Origin of the sequence: Ensifer sp. 1H6 (genome assembly GCF_001976035.1) — a bacterium.
Classification (GTDB): Bacteria; Pseudomonadota; Alphaproteobacteria; order Rhizobiales; family Rhizobiaceae; genus Ensifer; species Ensifer canadensis.
The window spans coordinates 136,724-152,005 of the sequence record NZ_MOAI01000003.1 but is presented as its reverse complement, the minus strand read 5'-3'; the positions used below and the strand labels follow the sequence as shown (position 1 = coordinate 152,005).

General features: G+C 61.5%; 16 protein-coding genes. 11 read left to right on the top strand and 5 right to left on the bottom strand.

Annotation, left to right across the window (positions count from 1 at the left end; genetic code table 11):
- Positions 1 to 39: 39 nt before the first annotated feature.
- On the bottom strand, positions 40 to 1,056 hold the full coding sequence (gene hemB / locus BKP54_RS05225) for a porphobilinogen synthase (RefSeq protein WP_025426516.1): 1,017 nt from the start codon (positions 1,054 to 1,056) through the stop codon (positions 40 to 42).
- Between the two features lie 183 nt (positions 1,057 to 1,239).
- Here hemB and BKP54_RS05220 point away from each other — a divergent pair, with 183 nt between their 5' ends.
- The 7 genes from BKP54_RS05220 (at position 1,240) to BKP54_RS05190 (ending at position 7,746) form a co-directional block, all read left to right on the top strand.
- The gene (locus tag BKP54_RS05220; protein WP_025426517.1) at positions 1,240 to 1,677 is read left to right on the top strand and encodes a DUF6163 family protein; all 438 of its coding nucleotides are present in this window, start codon (positions 1,240 to 1,242) and stop codon (positions 1,675 to 1,677) included.
- A gap of 130 nt (positions 1,678 to 1,807) precedes the next feature.
- On the top strand, positions 1,808 to 2,320 hold the full coding sequence (locus tag BKP54_RS05215; RefSeq protein ID WP_025426518.1) for a MarR family winged helix-turn-helix transcriptional regulator: 513 nt from the start codon (positions 1,808 to 1,810) through the stop codon (positions 2,318 to 2,320).
- Between the two features lie 389 nt (positions 2,321 to 2,709).
- Positions 2,710 to 4,035, top strand: a complete 1,326-nt coding sequence (locus tag BKP54_RS05210) for a murein L,D-transpeptidase (RefSeq protein WP_084814300.1) — start codon at positions 2,710 to 2,712, stop codon at positions 4,033 to 4,035.
- A 183-nt stretch (positions 4,036 to 4,218) separates the two neighbouring features.
- Complete coding sequence (gene glyA / locus BKP54_RS05205) at positions 4,219 to 5,514, top strand: serine hydroxymethyltransferase (protein ID WP_025426520.1); 1,296 nt, start codon at positions 4,219 to 4,221, stop codon at positions 5,512 to 5,514.
- A 10-nt stretch (positions 5,515 to 5,524) separates the two neighbouring features.
- Positions 5,525 to 5,998 carry a transcriptional regulator NrdR gene (nrdR, locus tag BKP54_RS05200; protein WP_003529310.1) on the top strand — a complete coding sequence of 158 codons (474 nt, stop codon included), beginning with the start codon at positions 5,525 to 5,527 and terminating at the stop codon, positions 5,996 to 5,998.
- A gap of 18 nt (positions 5,999 to 6,016) precedes the next feature.
- A complete protein-coding gene (gene ribD, locus BKP54_RS05195) occupies positions 6,017 to 7,126 on the top strand; it encodes a bifunctional diaminohydroxyphosphoribosylaminopyrimidine deaminase/5-amino-6-(5-phosphoribosylamino)uracil reductase RibD (protein WP_025426521.1) in 1,110 nt (369 codons plus the stop codon).
- A complete protein-coding gene (locus BKP54_RS05190) occupies positions 7,126 to 7,746 on the top strand; it encodes a riboflavin synthase (protein WP_025426522.1) in 621 nt (206 codons plus the stop codon). Before ribD ends, BKP54_RS05190 begins: the two co-directional genes overlap by 1 nt.
- Positions 7,747 to 7,829: 83 nt before the next feature.
- Here the strand turns inward: BKP54_RS05190 and BKP54_RS05185 are convergent, their stop codons facing one another.
- The 4 genes from BKP54_RS05185 to BKP54_RS05170 all read right to left on the bottom strand — a co-directional run bounded on the left by BKP54_RS05185 (position 7,830) and on the right by BKP54_RS05170 (position 10,434).
- On the bottom strand, positions 7,830 to 8,180 hold the full coding sequence (locus tag BKP54_RS05185; protein WP_025426523.1) for a hypothetical protein: 351 nt from the start codon (positions 8,178 to 8,180) through the stop codon (positions 7,830 to 7,832).
- Between the two features lie 256 nt (positions 8,181 to 8,436).
- Positions 8,437 to 9,015, bottom strand: a complete 579-nt coding sequence (locus BKP54_RS05180) for a GNAT family N-acetyltransferase (RefSeq protein ID WP_025426524.1) — start codon at positions 9,013 to 9,015, stop codon at positions 8,437 to 8,439.
- 33 nt (positions 9,016 to 9,048) lie between these two features.
- Positions 9,049 to 9,549 carry a cupin domain-containing protein gene (locus BKP54_RS05175; RefSeq protein WP_025426525.1) on the bottom strand — a complete coding sequence of 167 codons (501 nt, stop codon included), beginning with the start codon at positions 9,547 to 9,549 and terminating at the stop codon, positions 9,049 to 9,051.
- A gap of 171 nt (positions 9,550 to 9,720) precedes the next feature.
- Complete coding sequence (locus BKP54_RS05170; protein ID WP_057211439.1) at positions 9,721 to 10,434, bottom strand: HAD family phosphatase; 714 nt, start codon at positions 10,432 to 10,434, stop codon at positions 9,721 to 9,723.
- Positions 10,435 to 10,712: 278 nt separating this feature from the next.
- Here BKP54_RS05170 and ribH point away from each other — a divergent pair, with 278 nt between their 5' ends.
- The 4 genes from ribH (at position 10,713) to BKP54_RS05150 (ending at position 15,225) form a co-directional block, all read left to right on the top strand.
- On the top strand, positions 10,713 to 11,174 hold the full coding sequence (gene ribH, locus BKP54_RS05165; protein WP_025426527.1) for a 6,7-dimethyl-8-ribityllumazine synthase: 462 nt from the start codon (positions 10,713 to 10,715) through the stop codon (positions 11,172 to 11,174).
- Positions 11,171 to 11,653 carry a transcription antitermination factor NusB gene (gene nusB, locus BKP54_RS05160; RefSeq protein WP_025426528.1) on the top strand — a complete coding sequence of 161 codons (483 nt, stop codon included), beginning with the start codon at positions 11,171 to 11,173 and terminating at the stop codon, positions 11,651 to 11,653. The genes ribH and nusB overlap by 4 nt, the downstream gene beginning before the upstream one ends.
- Positions 11,654 to 11,684: 31 nt before the next feature.
- Positions 11,685 to 12,890, top strand: a complete 1,206-nt coding sequence (locus BKP54_RS05155; protein WP_038576864.1) for an MFS transporter — start codon at positions 11,685 to 11,687, stop codon at positions 12,888 to 12,890.
- 199 nt (positions 12,891 to 13,089) lie between these two features.
- On the top strand, positions 13,090 to 15,225 hold the full coding sequence (locus BKP54_RS05150) for a sodium-translocating pyrophosphatase (RefSeq protein ID WP_025426530.1): 2,136 nt from the start codon (positions 13,090 to 13,092) through the stop codon (positions 15,223 to 15,225).
- Positions 15,226 to 15,282 lie beyond the last annotated feature (57 nt).

Here is a 15,282-nt window from a genome sequence, read left to right as displayed (position 1 = left end):
CCCGCCACGCGCCGCCTGCAGTTTGCAAAGGTGAGGGCGTTACCGCCCCTTGGCCAGGATCCTTGCGACCTCGATGGCGAAGTAGCTGAGGATGCCGTCGCAGCCGGCGCGCTTGAAGGCGAGCAGCGTTTCGAGCATCACCTTCTCGCCGTCGATCCAGCCATTGGCGGCCGCCGCCTTGACTTGAGAGTATTCGCCCGACACCTGGTAGGCGAAAACCGGAAGGCCGAAGGCCTCCTTCATGCGCCAGCAGATGTCGAGGTAGGGCAGGCCGGGCTTGACCATCAGCATGTCGGCGCCTTCCTCGACGTCGAGTGCGGCGTCGCGGATCGCCTCGGTGCCGTTGGCCGGGTCGATATAATAGGTCTTCTTGTCGCCCTTGAGCAGACCGCCGGTGCCGATCGCCTCGCGATAGGGACCGTAGAAGCCGGAAGCGAATTTCGTCGCATAGGCCATGATGCCGACATTCTGGTGGCCCGCCGCGTCGAGCGCCTGGCGGATCGCACCGATGCGACCGTCCATCATGTCGGAAGGCGCGATGATATCGGCGCCGGCGTCGGCCTGGCCGACAGCGGCCCTGGCGATCGTCTCCACCGTCTCGTCGTTGACGATTTCGCCATCGCGCAGGATGCCGTCGTGGCCGTGGCTGGTGAACGGGTCGAGCGCCACGTCGGTTATGACGCCGATCTCGGGCACGGCCTTCTTGAAGGCGCGCGTCGCCTGGTTGATGAGATTGTCGGCGGCAAGGCTGTTGGAGCCGGTCTCGTCGCGCAGCGACAGATCTATATTGGGAAAGGTGGCGATTGCCGGGATGCCGAGATCGGCGGCTTCTTTCACCGCTTCCACCGCCGTGTCGATGCTCATGCGGTTGACGCCAGGCATGGCATCGATCGGCTGCACGATGTTGCTGCCCGGCACGATGAAGATCGGCCAGATCAGGTCGTCGACCGTCAGGCGGTTTTCCTGCACCAGCCGGCGCGTCCAATCGGCCTTGCGGTTGCGGCGCATGCGGCGGTGTCCGGTAATCCTGTCCACAAGATTCGTCCTGTCGTTCATCGCGCCGCGCCTTTCCTTGGAAACTGTGAGGTGGCATGCGCTTTATCATGTGGGGGCCACGCTTGGAAACCGCGCCGCGCACGACCGGCCTGCGGCATTTCTTCCCCGTCGCCAATCGACAAAGGGGGGGAGGGGCTTCCTTCGTGCTGGCGGATGGCGTCGACCCGCCCTATCTTGCCGCCCATGCTTCATGATTCTGCCCATGTGCCGAAACCATCGCTGACCGAGATCCTTTTCGGTCTGTTCCTGCGGCTGGTGTCGGCCTCGTGCTTCTGGTTCGCGCTGAACTATTGGGCCATGCTGATCGGCTTCTCCCATGGCGGTGCCGGCCGTTTCGATCTATTGACGCCGGAGTGGCGGGCAGCGGCTACCGCGCTTGCCGTGGTCTACCCCGTGGCTGCCCTCGGGCTGTGGCTGCTGGTCTCCTGGGGACCGGTGGTCTGGGTGGTAGCGGCAGCGATCGAAATCGCGATGTACGAGTTCTATCCCGTCAGTTTCGGCGCCCGTCCGTTGCTGATTGCGCTGCACGGGGCCGTCGCCGTTACCTTCATCCTTTTCAGGGCCGCGCTGTTCTATCAACGCTACCGGCAGGCGAGACAGGTAAGAGTTGATTCACCCTGAGACAGACTCGCCGAATGGTAAGCTCATGTTAAGGCTGCGGTTTAAGTAGAATTTTAGACGTATTCGATAGGGTCTCACTCAAGGCGGGAAGACAAACAGACACCGCCAAACAAAACAGTGAGGCAGTCAAATGAACACGAAGATGAAGCCGCAGGTCGCTGCGCCCCGAGACCCTCAGGAAGAAACCATCCGCGGTCTCTACATGGAATCCCTCCACCTCGTCGAGCGTCTGCACCGCCGTCTGCTCGACGTTATCAAGGACGAGTTCGACCGTCAGGGTCGCGACGATGTCAACGCCGTCCAGGCTCTGTTGCTGTTCAACATCGGCAACTCCGAGCTGACCGCCGGCGAGCTTCGCTCCCGCGGCTACTACCTCGGCTCGAACGTCTCCTACAACGTCAAGAAGCTCGTCGACCTCGGTCTCATCAACCACCAGCGCTCACGGGTCGACCGTCGTTCGGTCCGCATCAGCCTGACGGAAGACGGTCAGGAAATCGCCGAAACCGTCGCCAAGCTCTACGAGCGTCACATCGGCTCGATCCAGAAGGTTGGCGGCATCGGTTCAGATGAGTTCACCCAGATGAACAAGCTGCTGCAGCGCCTCGATCGCTTCTGGAACGACTCGATCATGTACCGCCTGTAATCGGCGTCGCTTACCTCCAGTTCAATGGCCGGACGCAATCCTTGCGTGTCCGGCCTTTGCCGTTTTTCGGTCCCGGCGATGTTGCCGAAAGGCCGCAGTGGGCCCAAGCAAGAGGCGTGCCACATGCCTTCGGCCGCCGCCCGAGACACGAATTGGCCATATTGGTGTGACAGCGACGAGAGCATGCGGTAGGTGCGCCCACGTGTTTTCATCGATGTGGTTTCGTTTCGCGTACGCCTGCCGGATGAGGGACCTCGCTCGCGGTATCGTGAAATGCGAGGGCAGGGTGGCTCGTTGGTTGACCTTTGTTAACCACGATCGTGTTAGGGCTCCGGCAACATGCGTGCCTGCGCATAGGGCGCGTGCCAACGCATTGGGATGGTAGGAATATGTCGAAAAAGAATGGAATTGATGCATTCTCGCGCCGTGCATTTCTGCGCTCGGCCGCAACCTTCGGTGCCGTCGCTTGCGCGGGAGCCGCGGGCGCACAGGACGCCCTGAACGAGATCATCAATTCGCCACGCCGCGGCTCCTGGGACGACCAGTACGACGCCAAGGCATCGCGCACGGCGACCACGGTCGTGTCCAATACGCCGGTCTTCGGCCCGGAGACGATCAGCCATGTCCAGCAGGCGATCTTCGACTATCAGAACATCGTTTCGTCACGCGGTTGGCCGATGGTGGCAACCAGCCTCAAGCTCGAGATCGGCGTTACCGATCCTTCGGTGCAGCAACTGCGCCAGCGCCTGATGGTTTCCGGCGACCTGCCGCGTTCGGCCGGCATTTCGTCGCAGTTCGATTCCTACGTCGACGGCGCCGTAAAGCGCTTCCAGGCCCGCCACGGCCTCCCGGCGGACGGCGTCATTGGCGAATACACGCTGAAGGCCATCAACGTTCCGGCGACCACCCGTCTCGGCCAGTTGCAGACCAATCTCGTGCGCCTGCAGTCGATGTCCGGTGACCTCGGCCGCCGCTACGTGATGGTCAACATCCCGGCTGCCTACATCGAAGCTGTGGAGAACGGCCGCGTCGCGCTGCGCCACACCGCCATCGTCGGCAAGATCGACCGCCAGTCGCCGATCCTCAATTCCAAGATCTACGAGGTCATTCTCAACCCCTATTGGACCGCGCCGCGCTCGATCATCCAGAAGGATATCATGCCGCTGATGCGCAAGGATCCGACCTACCTGAAGCGCAATGCCATCCGCCTGTTCGATGGCAGCGGTGGCGAAGTGTCGCCAGAAACGGTCGACTGGAATGCCGAGAAGGCGCCGAACCTGATGTTCCGTCAGGATCCGGGCAAGATCAACGCGATGTCGTCGACGAAGATCAACTTCCACAACGAGCATCAGGTCTACATGCACGATACGCCGCAGCAGGGCCTGTTCAACAAGCTGATGCGTTTCGAATCGTCCGGCTGCGTTCGCGTCCAGAACGTTCGCGACCTTTCGAGCTGGCTGTTGAAGGAAACACCCGGCTGGTCGCGCCAGCAGATGGAAGCCACGATCAAGACCGGCGTCAACACTCCGATCACGCTGGCCGAAGAAGTTCCGGTCTTTTTCACCTACATCACCGCCTGGTCGGCGACAGATGGCGTCGTCCAGTTCCGCGACGACATCTATCAGCGCGATGGCGCGACAGAACTTGCACTGCAGACGCCCTATGGCGTCGAGCAGTCCTCCGGCTCGGTCGAGCAGGACGCTCTGCCGCAATAAGCAAAGTCGGGACAATAATTTGAAAAAGCCGCGCTTGCCTTGGCAGTGCGGCTTTTTCGTTGGTCCATGGCTGCGATGTTTAGGCGCGGCAGATGGGGGAAATGACGCAAACCGCACAGCGGATATTGCTCTCGCCGTGCGAGGAAGCTAAAGAACTGCCACCTTTGAGAGGAGCCTCGCCCGATGCTTGCACAGAACAATGATGCCTTCTTCACCCGCTCTCTCGCCGACAGCGATCCGGAAATCTTCGGTGCGATCGAAAAGGAGCTGGGTCGCCAGCGCCACGAGATCGAACTGATCGCCTCCGAGAACATCGTTTCGCGCGCCGTGCTCGAGGCCCAGGGCTCGATCATGACCAACAAATATGCCGAGGGCTATCCGGGCAAGCGCTATTACGGCGGCTGCCAGTTCGTTGATATCGCCGAGGAATTGGCGATCGAGCGTGCCAAGAAGCTCTTCGGTGCCAAGTTCGTCAACGTGCAGCCGAACTCCGGCTCGCAGATGAATCAGGCCGTGTTCCTGGCACTCCTGCAGCCAGGCGACACCTTCATGGGTCTCGACCTCAATTCGGGCGGTCACCTGACGCACGGCTCGCCGGTCAACATGTCCGGCAAGTGGTTCAACGTGGTTTCCTACGGCGTTCGCGAGAGCGATCACCTGCTTGACATGGACGCCGTCGCCGAGAAAGCGCGCCAGCATAAGCCGAAGCTGATCATCGCCGGCGGCACCGCCTATTCCCGCATCTGGGACTGGAAGCGTTTCCGCGAGATCGCCGACGAAATCGGCGCCTATCTGATGGTCGACATGGCGCACATTGCCGGCCTCGTTGCCGGTGACCAGCATCCGTCGCCGGTTCCGCATTGCCACGTTGCAACGACGACCACACACAAGTCGCTGCGCGGCCCGCGCGGTGGCATGATCCTGACCAATGACGAGGATATCGCCAAGAAGATCAACTCGGCGGTCTTCCCGGGTCTCCAGGGTGGCCCGCTGATGCACGTCATCGCCGCCAAGGCCGTTGCCTTCGGCGAAGCGCTGCAGCCGTCCTTCAAGGACTATGCGGCCCAGGTCGTCAACAACGCCCGCACGCTTGCAGAGACGCTCAAGGCGAACGGCCTCGACATCGTTTCCGGCGGCACCGACAACCACCTGATGTTGGTTGACCTGCGCAAGAAGAACGCGACCGGCAAGCGCGCCGAGGCAGCCCTTGGCCGCGCCTATGTCACCTGCAACAAGAACGGCATCCCGTTCGATCCCGAAAAGCCGTTCGTCACGTCGGGTGTCCGTCTCGGCACTCCGGCCGGCACGACGCGTGGCTTCAAGGAAGCCGAATTCAAGGAAATCGGTGAACTGATCGTCGAAGTGCTCGACGGCCTCAAGGTCGCCAACTCCGACGAAGGCAATGCTGCCGTCGAAGCGGGTGTGCGCGAGAAGGTGATGAAGCTCACCGAACGCTTCCCGATGTACGGCTACATGTGATCGGCTCATCATGCGCTGCCCCTATTGCGGTTCCGAAGACAGCCAGGTGAAGGACAGCCGTCCGGCAGAGGACGGCAACGCCATTCGTCGTCGCCGTATCTGCCCGGATTGCGGTGGTCGCTTCACGACCTTCGAACGGGTGCAGCTGCGTGAGCTGATGATCATCAAGAAGACCGGTCGGAAGGTGCCTTTCGACCGGGACAAACTACTGCGGTCTTTCGAGATCGCACTGAGAAAGCGCCCTGTAGATCGCGACCGCATCGAGCGGGCAGTTTCCGGCATCGTGCGACGGCTCGAAAGCTCCGGCGAGACCGAGATCCCTTCGGAAGAGATCGGCCTGCAGGTGCTGGAAGCGCTGAAGAGCCTCGACGATGTCGCTTTCGTCCGCTACGCATCGGTCTATCGGGATTTCTCCCACGCCGAAGATTTCGAGAAGGTCATCGCCGAGATCAGCGCCAAGATTGCGCGCGACCCCGGCGAATAGGAAAGCGCCCGGATCGCCATGGCCAATCCCACCCGTGAGGACGAGAGGTTTATGGCGGCGGCGCTGCGGCTGGCACGCCATCATCTCGGACAGACATCCACAAACCCATCGGTCGCCTGCCTGATCGTGAAGGATGGCATTGTCGTCGGACGGGCGGTAACCGCCAGCAGCGGTCGTCCGCATGCGGAAGCCCAGGCGCTTGCCGAAGCCAGAGAACGGGCGCGGCGCGCGACCGCCTATGTCACCCTCGAACCGTGCTCGCATCACGGCAAGACGCCGCCCTGCGCCGATGCGCTTGTCGCCGCCGGCGTTGCCCGTGTCGTCATCTCGATCCTCGACCCCGATGAACGCGTTGCCGGCCGCGGCGTCGTGCGTTTGCGCGATGCTGGAATCACGGTCGATATCGGCCTACTGCCGGAGGAGGGGCATCGCGCGCTCGAAGCCTATCTCATGCGGCAGGTCAGCAAACGTCCGCATGTGACTCTCAAGCTTGCCATTTCTGCCGACGGCATGATCGGCCGCAAAGGGGCTGGACAGGTCCGTATTACCGGTCCGATTTCCAGGGCGCAGGTTCAGATCCTCAGGGCGCAAAGCGACGCGATCCTGGTGGGCATCGGTACGGCGACCGCCGACGATCCGGAATTGACCGTGCGTCTTCCCGGACTTGAAGACCGCTCGCCCGTCCGCATCGTTCTCGATCGACGCTTGGACCTTTCTCCCGGATCGAAGCTCGTGCGCTCAGCACGCGATGTCCCGCTGATTGTCGTCTCCGGCGAGCCGTCGGGGCAACCGGAACTGGAGCCGGCTGGCGACCGGGCTGGCCGCCGCGCGGCGTTGGAGGCCGCCGGTGTCGAGGTGCTGGAAACCGGATCGGTCGCCGATCTGCTGACAGCGCTCGGTTCTCGCGGCATTTCCTCGCTGCTCGTCGAGGGTGGTGCCGTTGCCGCTCGTGCTTTCCTGGAGAGTGGCCTCGTCGATCGCATCCAGATCTATACCGGTCCGCAACAGATTGGCGAAAACGGTATCGCGTCCCCATTTGATCGGAAGTCCGTTCCTGCCGGCTTCACGCTCGTCAATTCCGCACGATACGGCGACGACCTTTTCGAAGAATACGAAAGAGAGAACTGATGTTCACAGGCATTGTCACTGATATCGGTACCGTTGACGCCGTTACGCCGCTGAAGGAAGGCGTGAAGCTGCGCGTCGCCACCAATTACGATCCGAAGACCATCGACATGGGGGCGTCCATCGCCCATTCCGGCGTTTGCCTGACGGTCACGGCTTTGCCTGATGGTGGCAGCAACGAGCGCTGGTTCGAGGTCGAGGCATGGGAGGAGGCGTTGCGGCTGACGACCATAGCCGGCTGGAAGAAGGGCACACGCATCAATCTCGAGCGGTCACTGAAGATCGGCGATGAACTCGGCGGCCATCTCGTTTCCGGTCATATCGACGACAAGGCCGAGATTCTCTCGATCGAATCTGAAGGTGATGCTGTCCGGTTCCGGTTGCGTGCACCAGCGCATCTGGCCAAGTTCGTTGCGCCCAAGGGGTCCGTCGCACTGGACGGCACGTCGCTTACAGTCAACAAGGTCGATGGCGCCGAGTTCGACGTGCTGCTGATCCGGCATTCGCTTGAGGTGACGACCTGGGGCGAACGCCAGGCTGGCGATTTCGTCAATTTCGAAGTCGATACGATGGCGCGCTACGCCGCCCGCCTTGCGGAGTTTCCCGCGCCGAAGGCTGAATAGGCGATCGCAGCCGCCGAGACCCGACAAGGTGCACCACCTCGAATGTGGAGATGGTGCACCTTTTTAGGTTGACCGCGCGCGGTTCAACGCACGTATAGGGTGAGGCTTCCGTTGGCACTCTGCACAGCGCCCGCTATATTGCCCATTTCGACGTTCTTGGCCTTCAGCGCGGCGGCTAATCCAGCGTTGCTGTTGACCGCCGCTTGCAAGGCGGCGCGCTGTTCTGGCGTCGCATGCTCGATCCACATGCGTGTCTGATCTTGTTCGCTCAGCGTACCGACATCGACGATGGTGAAGTTGTCTCCCTTGAACTCTTGCACCGTCTTCTCGATTTCAGCCGGCCATTCCATTTTGGCGTCTTGAGCGTGGGGGATAGCTGCGAAGGCGAGGGAAGAGAAAGCAGCAATGATTGATAGCTTGGCAATGCGATTCATGGTCATGCTCCCTGGTTGTTTGCGGCGCAGTAACCGGTAACCTGATACCCGAACATATTACCCAGTGCGGGTTTCTGGCGGGCCTGCTGGGGATGCGCATGGCAGTCGCCAGCGGGCTGTATTACGGGTGACTTACCCGCAGCGAAATTTGTTGGACGTCGACTGATCAGGTGGTGTTGCCTAAGGTTATAATTCGCCTCCACCCGAGGCCCAGCAACCTTACTTGCGATCTAGGCGTTTGGCAATTCAGGATTGTTTACGTTGCCAAATTCGCAGGCATTTGCCCCAAATGGGCCGTGGCACCAGCAAGCGGTCGTTGCCGTTCAAACATGATCACATGGGTTCCGTGATAGGACGTGCGCCAGAATTCCTTAAAGCCATGCTTTTCTGCGACGCGGATCGAAGCATTGTTGCCGACATCGATGATGCAGGTCTTCCGCAACTTCGGAAACTGTCGGTCGGCCCATTCGAGCGCGGCGGTAACAGCCTCGGTTGCAAGCCCCTGGCCATGTGCCTTGGGCGAAAGCGCCCATCCGGTTTCCATGGTTCCTTCGAGCGATGGCGTGATCAGCCGATGAACGTCATGAAAACCCGCTTCTCCGAGAAAGGTGCCGGTCGCTCGATCCTGGATGGCGAAGAAGCCGAAGCCGAAATAGTGCCACATGCCGACCTGGCGCAGGAACCGCGTCCAGGACTGCTCTCGCGTGTAGGGAACGCCGCCGACGAAACGCGTTACCTCACTGTCGGCAAACAGGGCGGCATAGGCCGTGAAGTCGTCACGTCGATAGGGACGCAGGACCAGGCGTTCGGTCTCGATGATAGGAACACTGTGCATGTTTTATCCACTGCTATTGGTTTGGAAAGGGGATCAGATGCCGGGCTCGCCGTCCCAGTAGTCGACGGCACTTTCAGGCCTGCCGGTGAACTGGAACCGGCGTTCGCCGCCGGCCGTGCGCGTCCTGGCGTGAAACTTTCCGGAATCCGGGTATTCGCAGATCTCGGTTGCGGCCATCGTCGAGATGGAGAGATATTTGAGCGGCACGGTTCCGGTGTTGATCAGGTGGTGTGCCGTCTCGGGGCCGCCGGCAGGTGCGCCCAGGATGTCCCCAGGCCCGACAGCGTAGCGCTCGGCGCCGAACCGATAGGTGCCTTCGCCTTCGAGGATGACGAACAGTTCCTCTTCCACATGATGGTTGTGGAACGGGCAACCGGATTTGCCCGGTGGCACTTCGCCATAGCCGATGCCTAGGTCTTTCAGCCCCAGCCGGCCGCCGAAAGACGCGTCGCGTGACTCGAAAAACGTGCCTTCCGACCAATGGTCGAGGGCAAGATCCCTCGGGTTGATGATGGGTTTGTTGGTGTCCGCCATGTATTCCTCCCTGGCGCTATCGGCGTCGCACGGGGCGACCTTAGTGGCTCCTCCGTGTCGCGCTTGATTTTTGGTCTGCCGACAATCGGTCAGGTGTCCGGCGGCGGCCATTCGTTCTTACGGGAAAATTTGCATTCGAAACGTGAAGAAAGGCGCGTGGCAATTCTGTCTTCAGGCAGGGGCATGGGCGCCTCGCGAATGGTTGAGGAGCGCGTGGTGAACCTGGCCGAGGTGGGCGGCGACATTGACGCAAAGGCTGCGGATCTCTTCCGTTGCCGCCAGCAGATCCGGCACCATGATCGTCATCATGCCGGCCGATGATGCCGAGCGCACGCCGTTATGGCTGTCCTCAAGCGCAAGGCAAAGCTCGGGCGGGACATCGAGCCGCCGAGCAGCCGTCAGGAAAGGTTCGGGATGCGGCTTGCCCAGTTGGTAGTCGCCGTGAGCGACGACGACAGGGAAGCGGTCGAACAATCCATGAAGGCCGAGGTTTCGCTCGACATCGTGATGCTCTGACGATGTGGCGATCGCAAAGGGAATGCCGAGGTCTTCCAATAGGTCGATGAGTTCGACCACACCCGGCTTCAACCGCAGTTCGGTCGTTGTCAGGGTATGGAAGGTGGCGGACGCCTGCCGCCAAAACCCGTCGAGATCGAAGTCTGCTCCGAAATGTCTGCTGAGTGATTGTCGCGTCGCTTCGCCGGAAAGCCCTATGGTCGCGAGATAAAGCGACAGCGGCATGATCTGCCCGAGCGCCTGCGCAGTCGTAAGCATCGCGTCGCGATAGAGTGCCTCGGTATCGAAGAGCAGGCCGTCCATGTCGAAGACGACGGCCTGAGGCATACTGGGCAGACGAATAGATATCGACGGATCGACATCATGCATTAGGGACAACCTTCGCTCGACTTCCATTGTCCGGGCCGGCTTTCTCTCCGGCCAGGCGTTGTGTAAGGTTTGATTATTGTCATTGTCGGCAACGCCTGGCTACCCCCTCAAGCGTGACACAAGCGTACCGCCCCATCTGGAGCGGGCAGGGCGCTACCGGCGTGCGACGCGGCAAAAGGGCGCCGAGAGCGGAATTTGCTTGCCATTCGACGCCGGTCATGGTTTGACCGCCGCCTCAGCCGGTCGCACCGGCGCAGAAATCTCAAGACAGGTGACCCATGGCGAAGACCAAGGCTGCCCACATCCTGATTGTGGAAGCACGCTTCTATGACGATATGGCCGACGCGTTGCTCGATGGCGCCAAACATGCGCTGGATGCAGCCGGCGCGACCTATGATATCGTGACAGTTCCCGGCGCACTCGAAATCCCGCCGGCAATCGCCATGGCGCTCGATGGCGCGGACGACGGCGGCACGGGCTACGACGGCTTCGTCGCGCTCGGCATGGTCATTCGCGGCGAGACCTATCATTTCGATATCGTCGCGAACGAATCCTCGCGTGCGATCATGGACCTCGCCGTCAGCGAAAGCCTTGCCATCGGCAACGGCATCCTGACGGTCGAAAATGATGATCAGGCCTGGGCGCGGGCGCGCCGGTCGGAAGGCGACAAGGGCGGCTTTGCAGCGCGCGCTGCGTTGACGATGATTGAACTGAAGAACAAATTGGGCACGGAACAGTGACGAACACCCCCTCGGATCAGCCGTTGAAACAGGCTAACCAACGCGGCGCGGCGCGTCTCGCGGCCGTGCAGGCGCTCTACCAGATGGATATCGGCGGCACCGGCGTGCTCGAAGTCGTCGCTGAATACGAAATGCACCGCCTCGGCCAGGAACTGGACGGCGATACCTATCTGAAGGCTGATGCGTCCTGGTTCCGCTCGATCGTTGCAGGCGTCGTGCGCGATCAGCGCAAGCTCGACCCGCTGATCGGCTCGGCATTGCAGGACGACTGGGCGCTGTCGCGGCTCGATTCCACCGTTCGTGCCATCTTGCGCGCCGGGACATTCGAGATGCTGGAGCGCAAGGACGTGCCTGTTGCGGTGATCGTCACCGAATATGTCGAAATTGCCAAGGCTTTCTTCGGAGACGACGAGCCGAAGCTGGTGAACGCCGTTCTTGACCGAATTGCCCGGCAGGTTCGCGGCGAACCCAAGAAGTAGCGCGGCCATGGTTGCGGCTGCCGTCGATGATATGGGCTCTGCCCTTCGCGAAGCGCGCCGCAACGTTTTCCTTCTAACGGCGGCGCAGGCGATCCTTGGCGTCGTCGGCCCGATCTGTTTTGCCGTCGGCGGCGTTGCCGGCTATCAATTGCTGGCAGACGACAAGTCGCTGGCGACAGCACCTCTGACTGCCTACAACGTCGGCATGGCGCTCGGTGTCATTCTCGTGGCAACGCTCTCGCGCCTCATCGGCCGACGCTTCGCCTTCATGGTCGGCACCGGGATTGCGTCGGTAGGCGCCGCAATCGCCGCGGTTGCGCTGTTCCGCGAGAGCTTCTGGCTCTTTGCCTTCGGTCTTGCCATTCTCGGCTCCTCCAACGGGTTTACACAAAAGCTGCGCTTCGCGGCCGCCGATGCTGCGCCGTCCTTCTACAAACCGAAGGCGATATCGTGGATCCTGGGCGGCGGCATCGTTTCCGCGATTCTCGGCCCACAGATCGTCATTTTCGCCGGTGATCTCTTCGCGCCCGTTGCCTTTGTCGGGGCCTTCATCGCCTTGCTGCCGGTCTGCCTGCTGGCCGCATTCTTCTTCGCGCCATTGCGTCTGCCGGAGCAGGGGACCGTGGCTAGCGAGCATCATGGCCAGGCCGCCCGCTCGCTCAGTGAGATCGTTCGCAACCAACGCTTCATCACCGGCATGGTCTGCGGCATATCCAGCTACGCGCTGATGACATTCATGATGACCGGTGCACCGGTCGCCATGGTCGTCGGCTGCGGCTTTTCCACCGAGCTTGCCACGCTCGGCATCCAGTGGCACGTGCTCGCAATGTTTGCGCCCAGCTTCTTTACGGGGTGGCTGATCACACGCTTCGGCGCCGAGCGCATCGTCGCCTGCGGGCTGCTGCTGCTCATGGCCTGCGCGGCCGTCGCCCACATGGGTCTGGAACTCTGGAACTTCTGGGGCGCTCTGGTGCTTCTCGGTCTGGGCTGGAATTTCGGTTTCATCGGCTCGACCGCCATTGTTGCCGGCAGTTATCGCCCACAAGAGGCCGACAAGGTGCAGGCCTTCCACGACATCATCCTCTTTACCACCGTCGCGCTCTCGTCCTTTGCCTCTGGCAAGGTTCTCTCGGTCTATGGCTGGGATATGCTGAACGCCGTCGTCTGGCCGGTGACATCAGTCTGCCTTCTTCTGCTCTTCTTGCTGATGCGTACTCGTCCCAGCGTTGCGGCCTGAGCCACCGCTTTTCTCCAAAATCTTCCGTTCGCAAAGGTCCGCCGGTAGTTAGTTTTCCGGGGCTTGACGATCTTTCGTTGCAACCGCACTCTGGCCGCGCCGTGAGGGGTGCTGCTTGAGGAGGTGGTGCGTGATTCGCGGATTTGAGGGGCCTGCGGCCGGGAGTGAGTCCGCGGGTTGAAACGGAGGGTAATGCGAAATGACCATTTTGTTGGGCGTTATCGCATGCGGGTTGCTCGCGGTGGCTTATGCCATCTGGGCAACACGGTCGGTGCTTGCCGCCGACCAGGGGAACGCCCGCATGCAAGAAATCGCAGGCTACATTCGTGAGGGGGCGCAGGCCTATCTCACACGTCAGTACAGAACCATTGCCATCGTCGGCGTCGTCGTTTTCATCGGCGCCTGGGTTCTACTTTCTTCCGCAGCCGCGTTCGGCTTTCTCGTTGGGGCAGTGCTTTCGGGCGCTGCCGGTTTCATCGGCATGCACATTTCCGTTCGCGCAAACGTGCGCACCGCGCAGGCGGCTTCGGTCAGCCTCGCATCCGGCCTCGATATTGCCTTCAAATCCGGCGCGATCACCGGTCTTCTCGTCGCAGGCCTCGCCCTGCTCGGCGTATCGGTCTATTACCTCATCCTGACAGCAGGTCTGGGTCACGAGCCCGGTTCGCGTGAAGTGATCGACGCGCTGGTGGCGCTCGGCTTCGGCGCATCGCTGATCTCGATCTTTGCCCGTCTCGGCGGCGGCATCTTTACCAAGGGTGCTGATGTCGGCGGCGACCTCGTCGGTAAGGTGGAAGCCGGAATCCCGGAAGATGATCCGCGCAACCCTGCGACGATTGCCGACAACGTCGGCGATAATGTCGGCGACTGCGCGGGCATGGCGGCCGACCTGTTCGAAACCTACGCTGTCTCGGTGGTCGCAACCATGGTGCTGGCTTCAATCTTCTTTGCCGGCACGCCAGTGCTCTCGACCGTGATGGCTTACCCCCTGGCGATTTGCGCGACCTGCATCATCACCTCGATCATCGGCACCTTCTTCGTCAAGCTCGGCAGCAACAACTCGATCATGGGCGCTCTCTACCGCGGCCTGATCGTGACGGGTGCGCTGTCGATCGTCGGCCTGGGTGCGGCCACATCGCTGACGATCGGCTGGGGTTCGATCGGCACCGTCGCGGGCCAGGATATTACCGGCTGGAACCTGTTCCTGTGCGGTATCCTCGGCCTCGTGGTCACCGCATTAATCGTGGTCATCACCGAATACTACACTGGCACCAACAAGCGCCCGGTGAACTCCATCGCGCAGGCGTCGGTCACCGGTCACGGCACGAACGTCATCCAGGGCCTTGCAGTCTCGCTGGAATCGACGGCATTGCCGGCGATTGTCATTGTCGGGGGCATCATTTCGACCTACCAACTGGCCGGCCTGTTCGGCACCGGGATTGCCGTAACCGCGATGCTTGGCATTGCCGGTATGATCGTTGCACTCGACGCCTTCGGTCCGGTGACGGACAATGCGGGCGGCATCGCGGAGATGTCGCATCTGCCACCGGAAGTGCGCAAGTCTACCGACGCGCTCGATGCCGTCGGCAATACGACGAAGGCCGTAACCAAGGGCTATGCCATTGGCTCGGCCGGGCTCGGCGCGCTGGTTCTGTTTGCGGCCTACGCCAACGACCTCAGCTACTTTGCCGCCAATGGCGACAAATATCCGTACTTCGCTGATGTCGGTCAGATCTCCTTCGATCTCTCGAACCCCTATGTCGTTGCCGGACTGATCTTCGGCGGCCTCATTCCCTATCTCTTCGGCGGCATCGCGATGACGGCCGTCGGGCGTGCGGCAGGTTCGATCGTCGAGGAAGTGCGCCGCCAGTTCCGCGAAAAGCCGGGTATCATGGCCGGCACGGAAAAGCCGGACTATGGTCGCGCGGTCGACCTGCTCACCAAGGCGGCGATCCGCGAAATGATCGTTCCGTCGCTGCTGCCGGTTCTGGCGCCGCTCGTCGTCTATTTCGGCGTGCTGTTGCTGTCCGGCTCGAAGGCATCCGCTTTCGCGGCACTTGGCGCGTCGTTGCTTGGCGTGATCGTCAATGGCCTGTTCGTGGCGATCTCGATGACCTCGGGCGGCGGCGCCTGGGACAACGCCAAGAAGAGCTTTGAGGACGGTTTCGTCGACAAGAACGGCACTCGGCACCTCAAGGGCTCCGAAGCGCACAAGGCGTCGGTGACCGGTGATACTGTCGGCGATCCCTACAAGGATACGGCAGGCCCCGCGGTGAACCCGGCAATCAAGATCACCAACATCGTGGCGTTGCTGCTTCTGGCAGTCCTTGCCTGATCCTATCCCCAAAACGCAAAAGGCCCGCGGAACATCGTTCCGCGGGCCTTTTCTTTG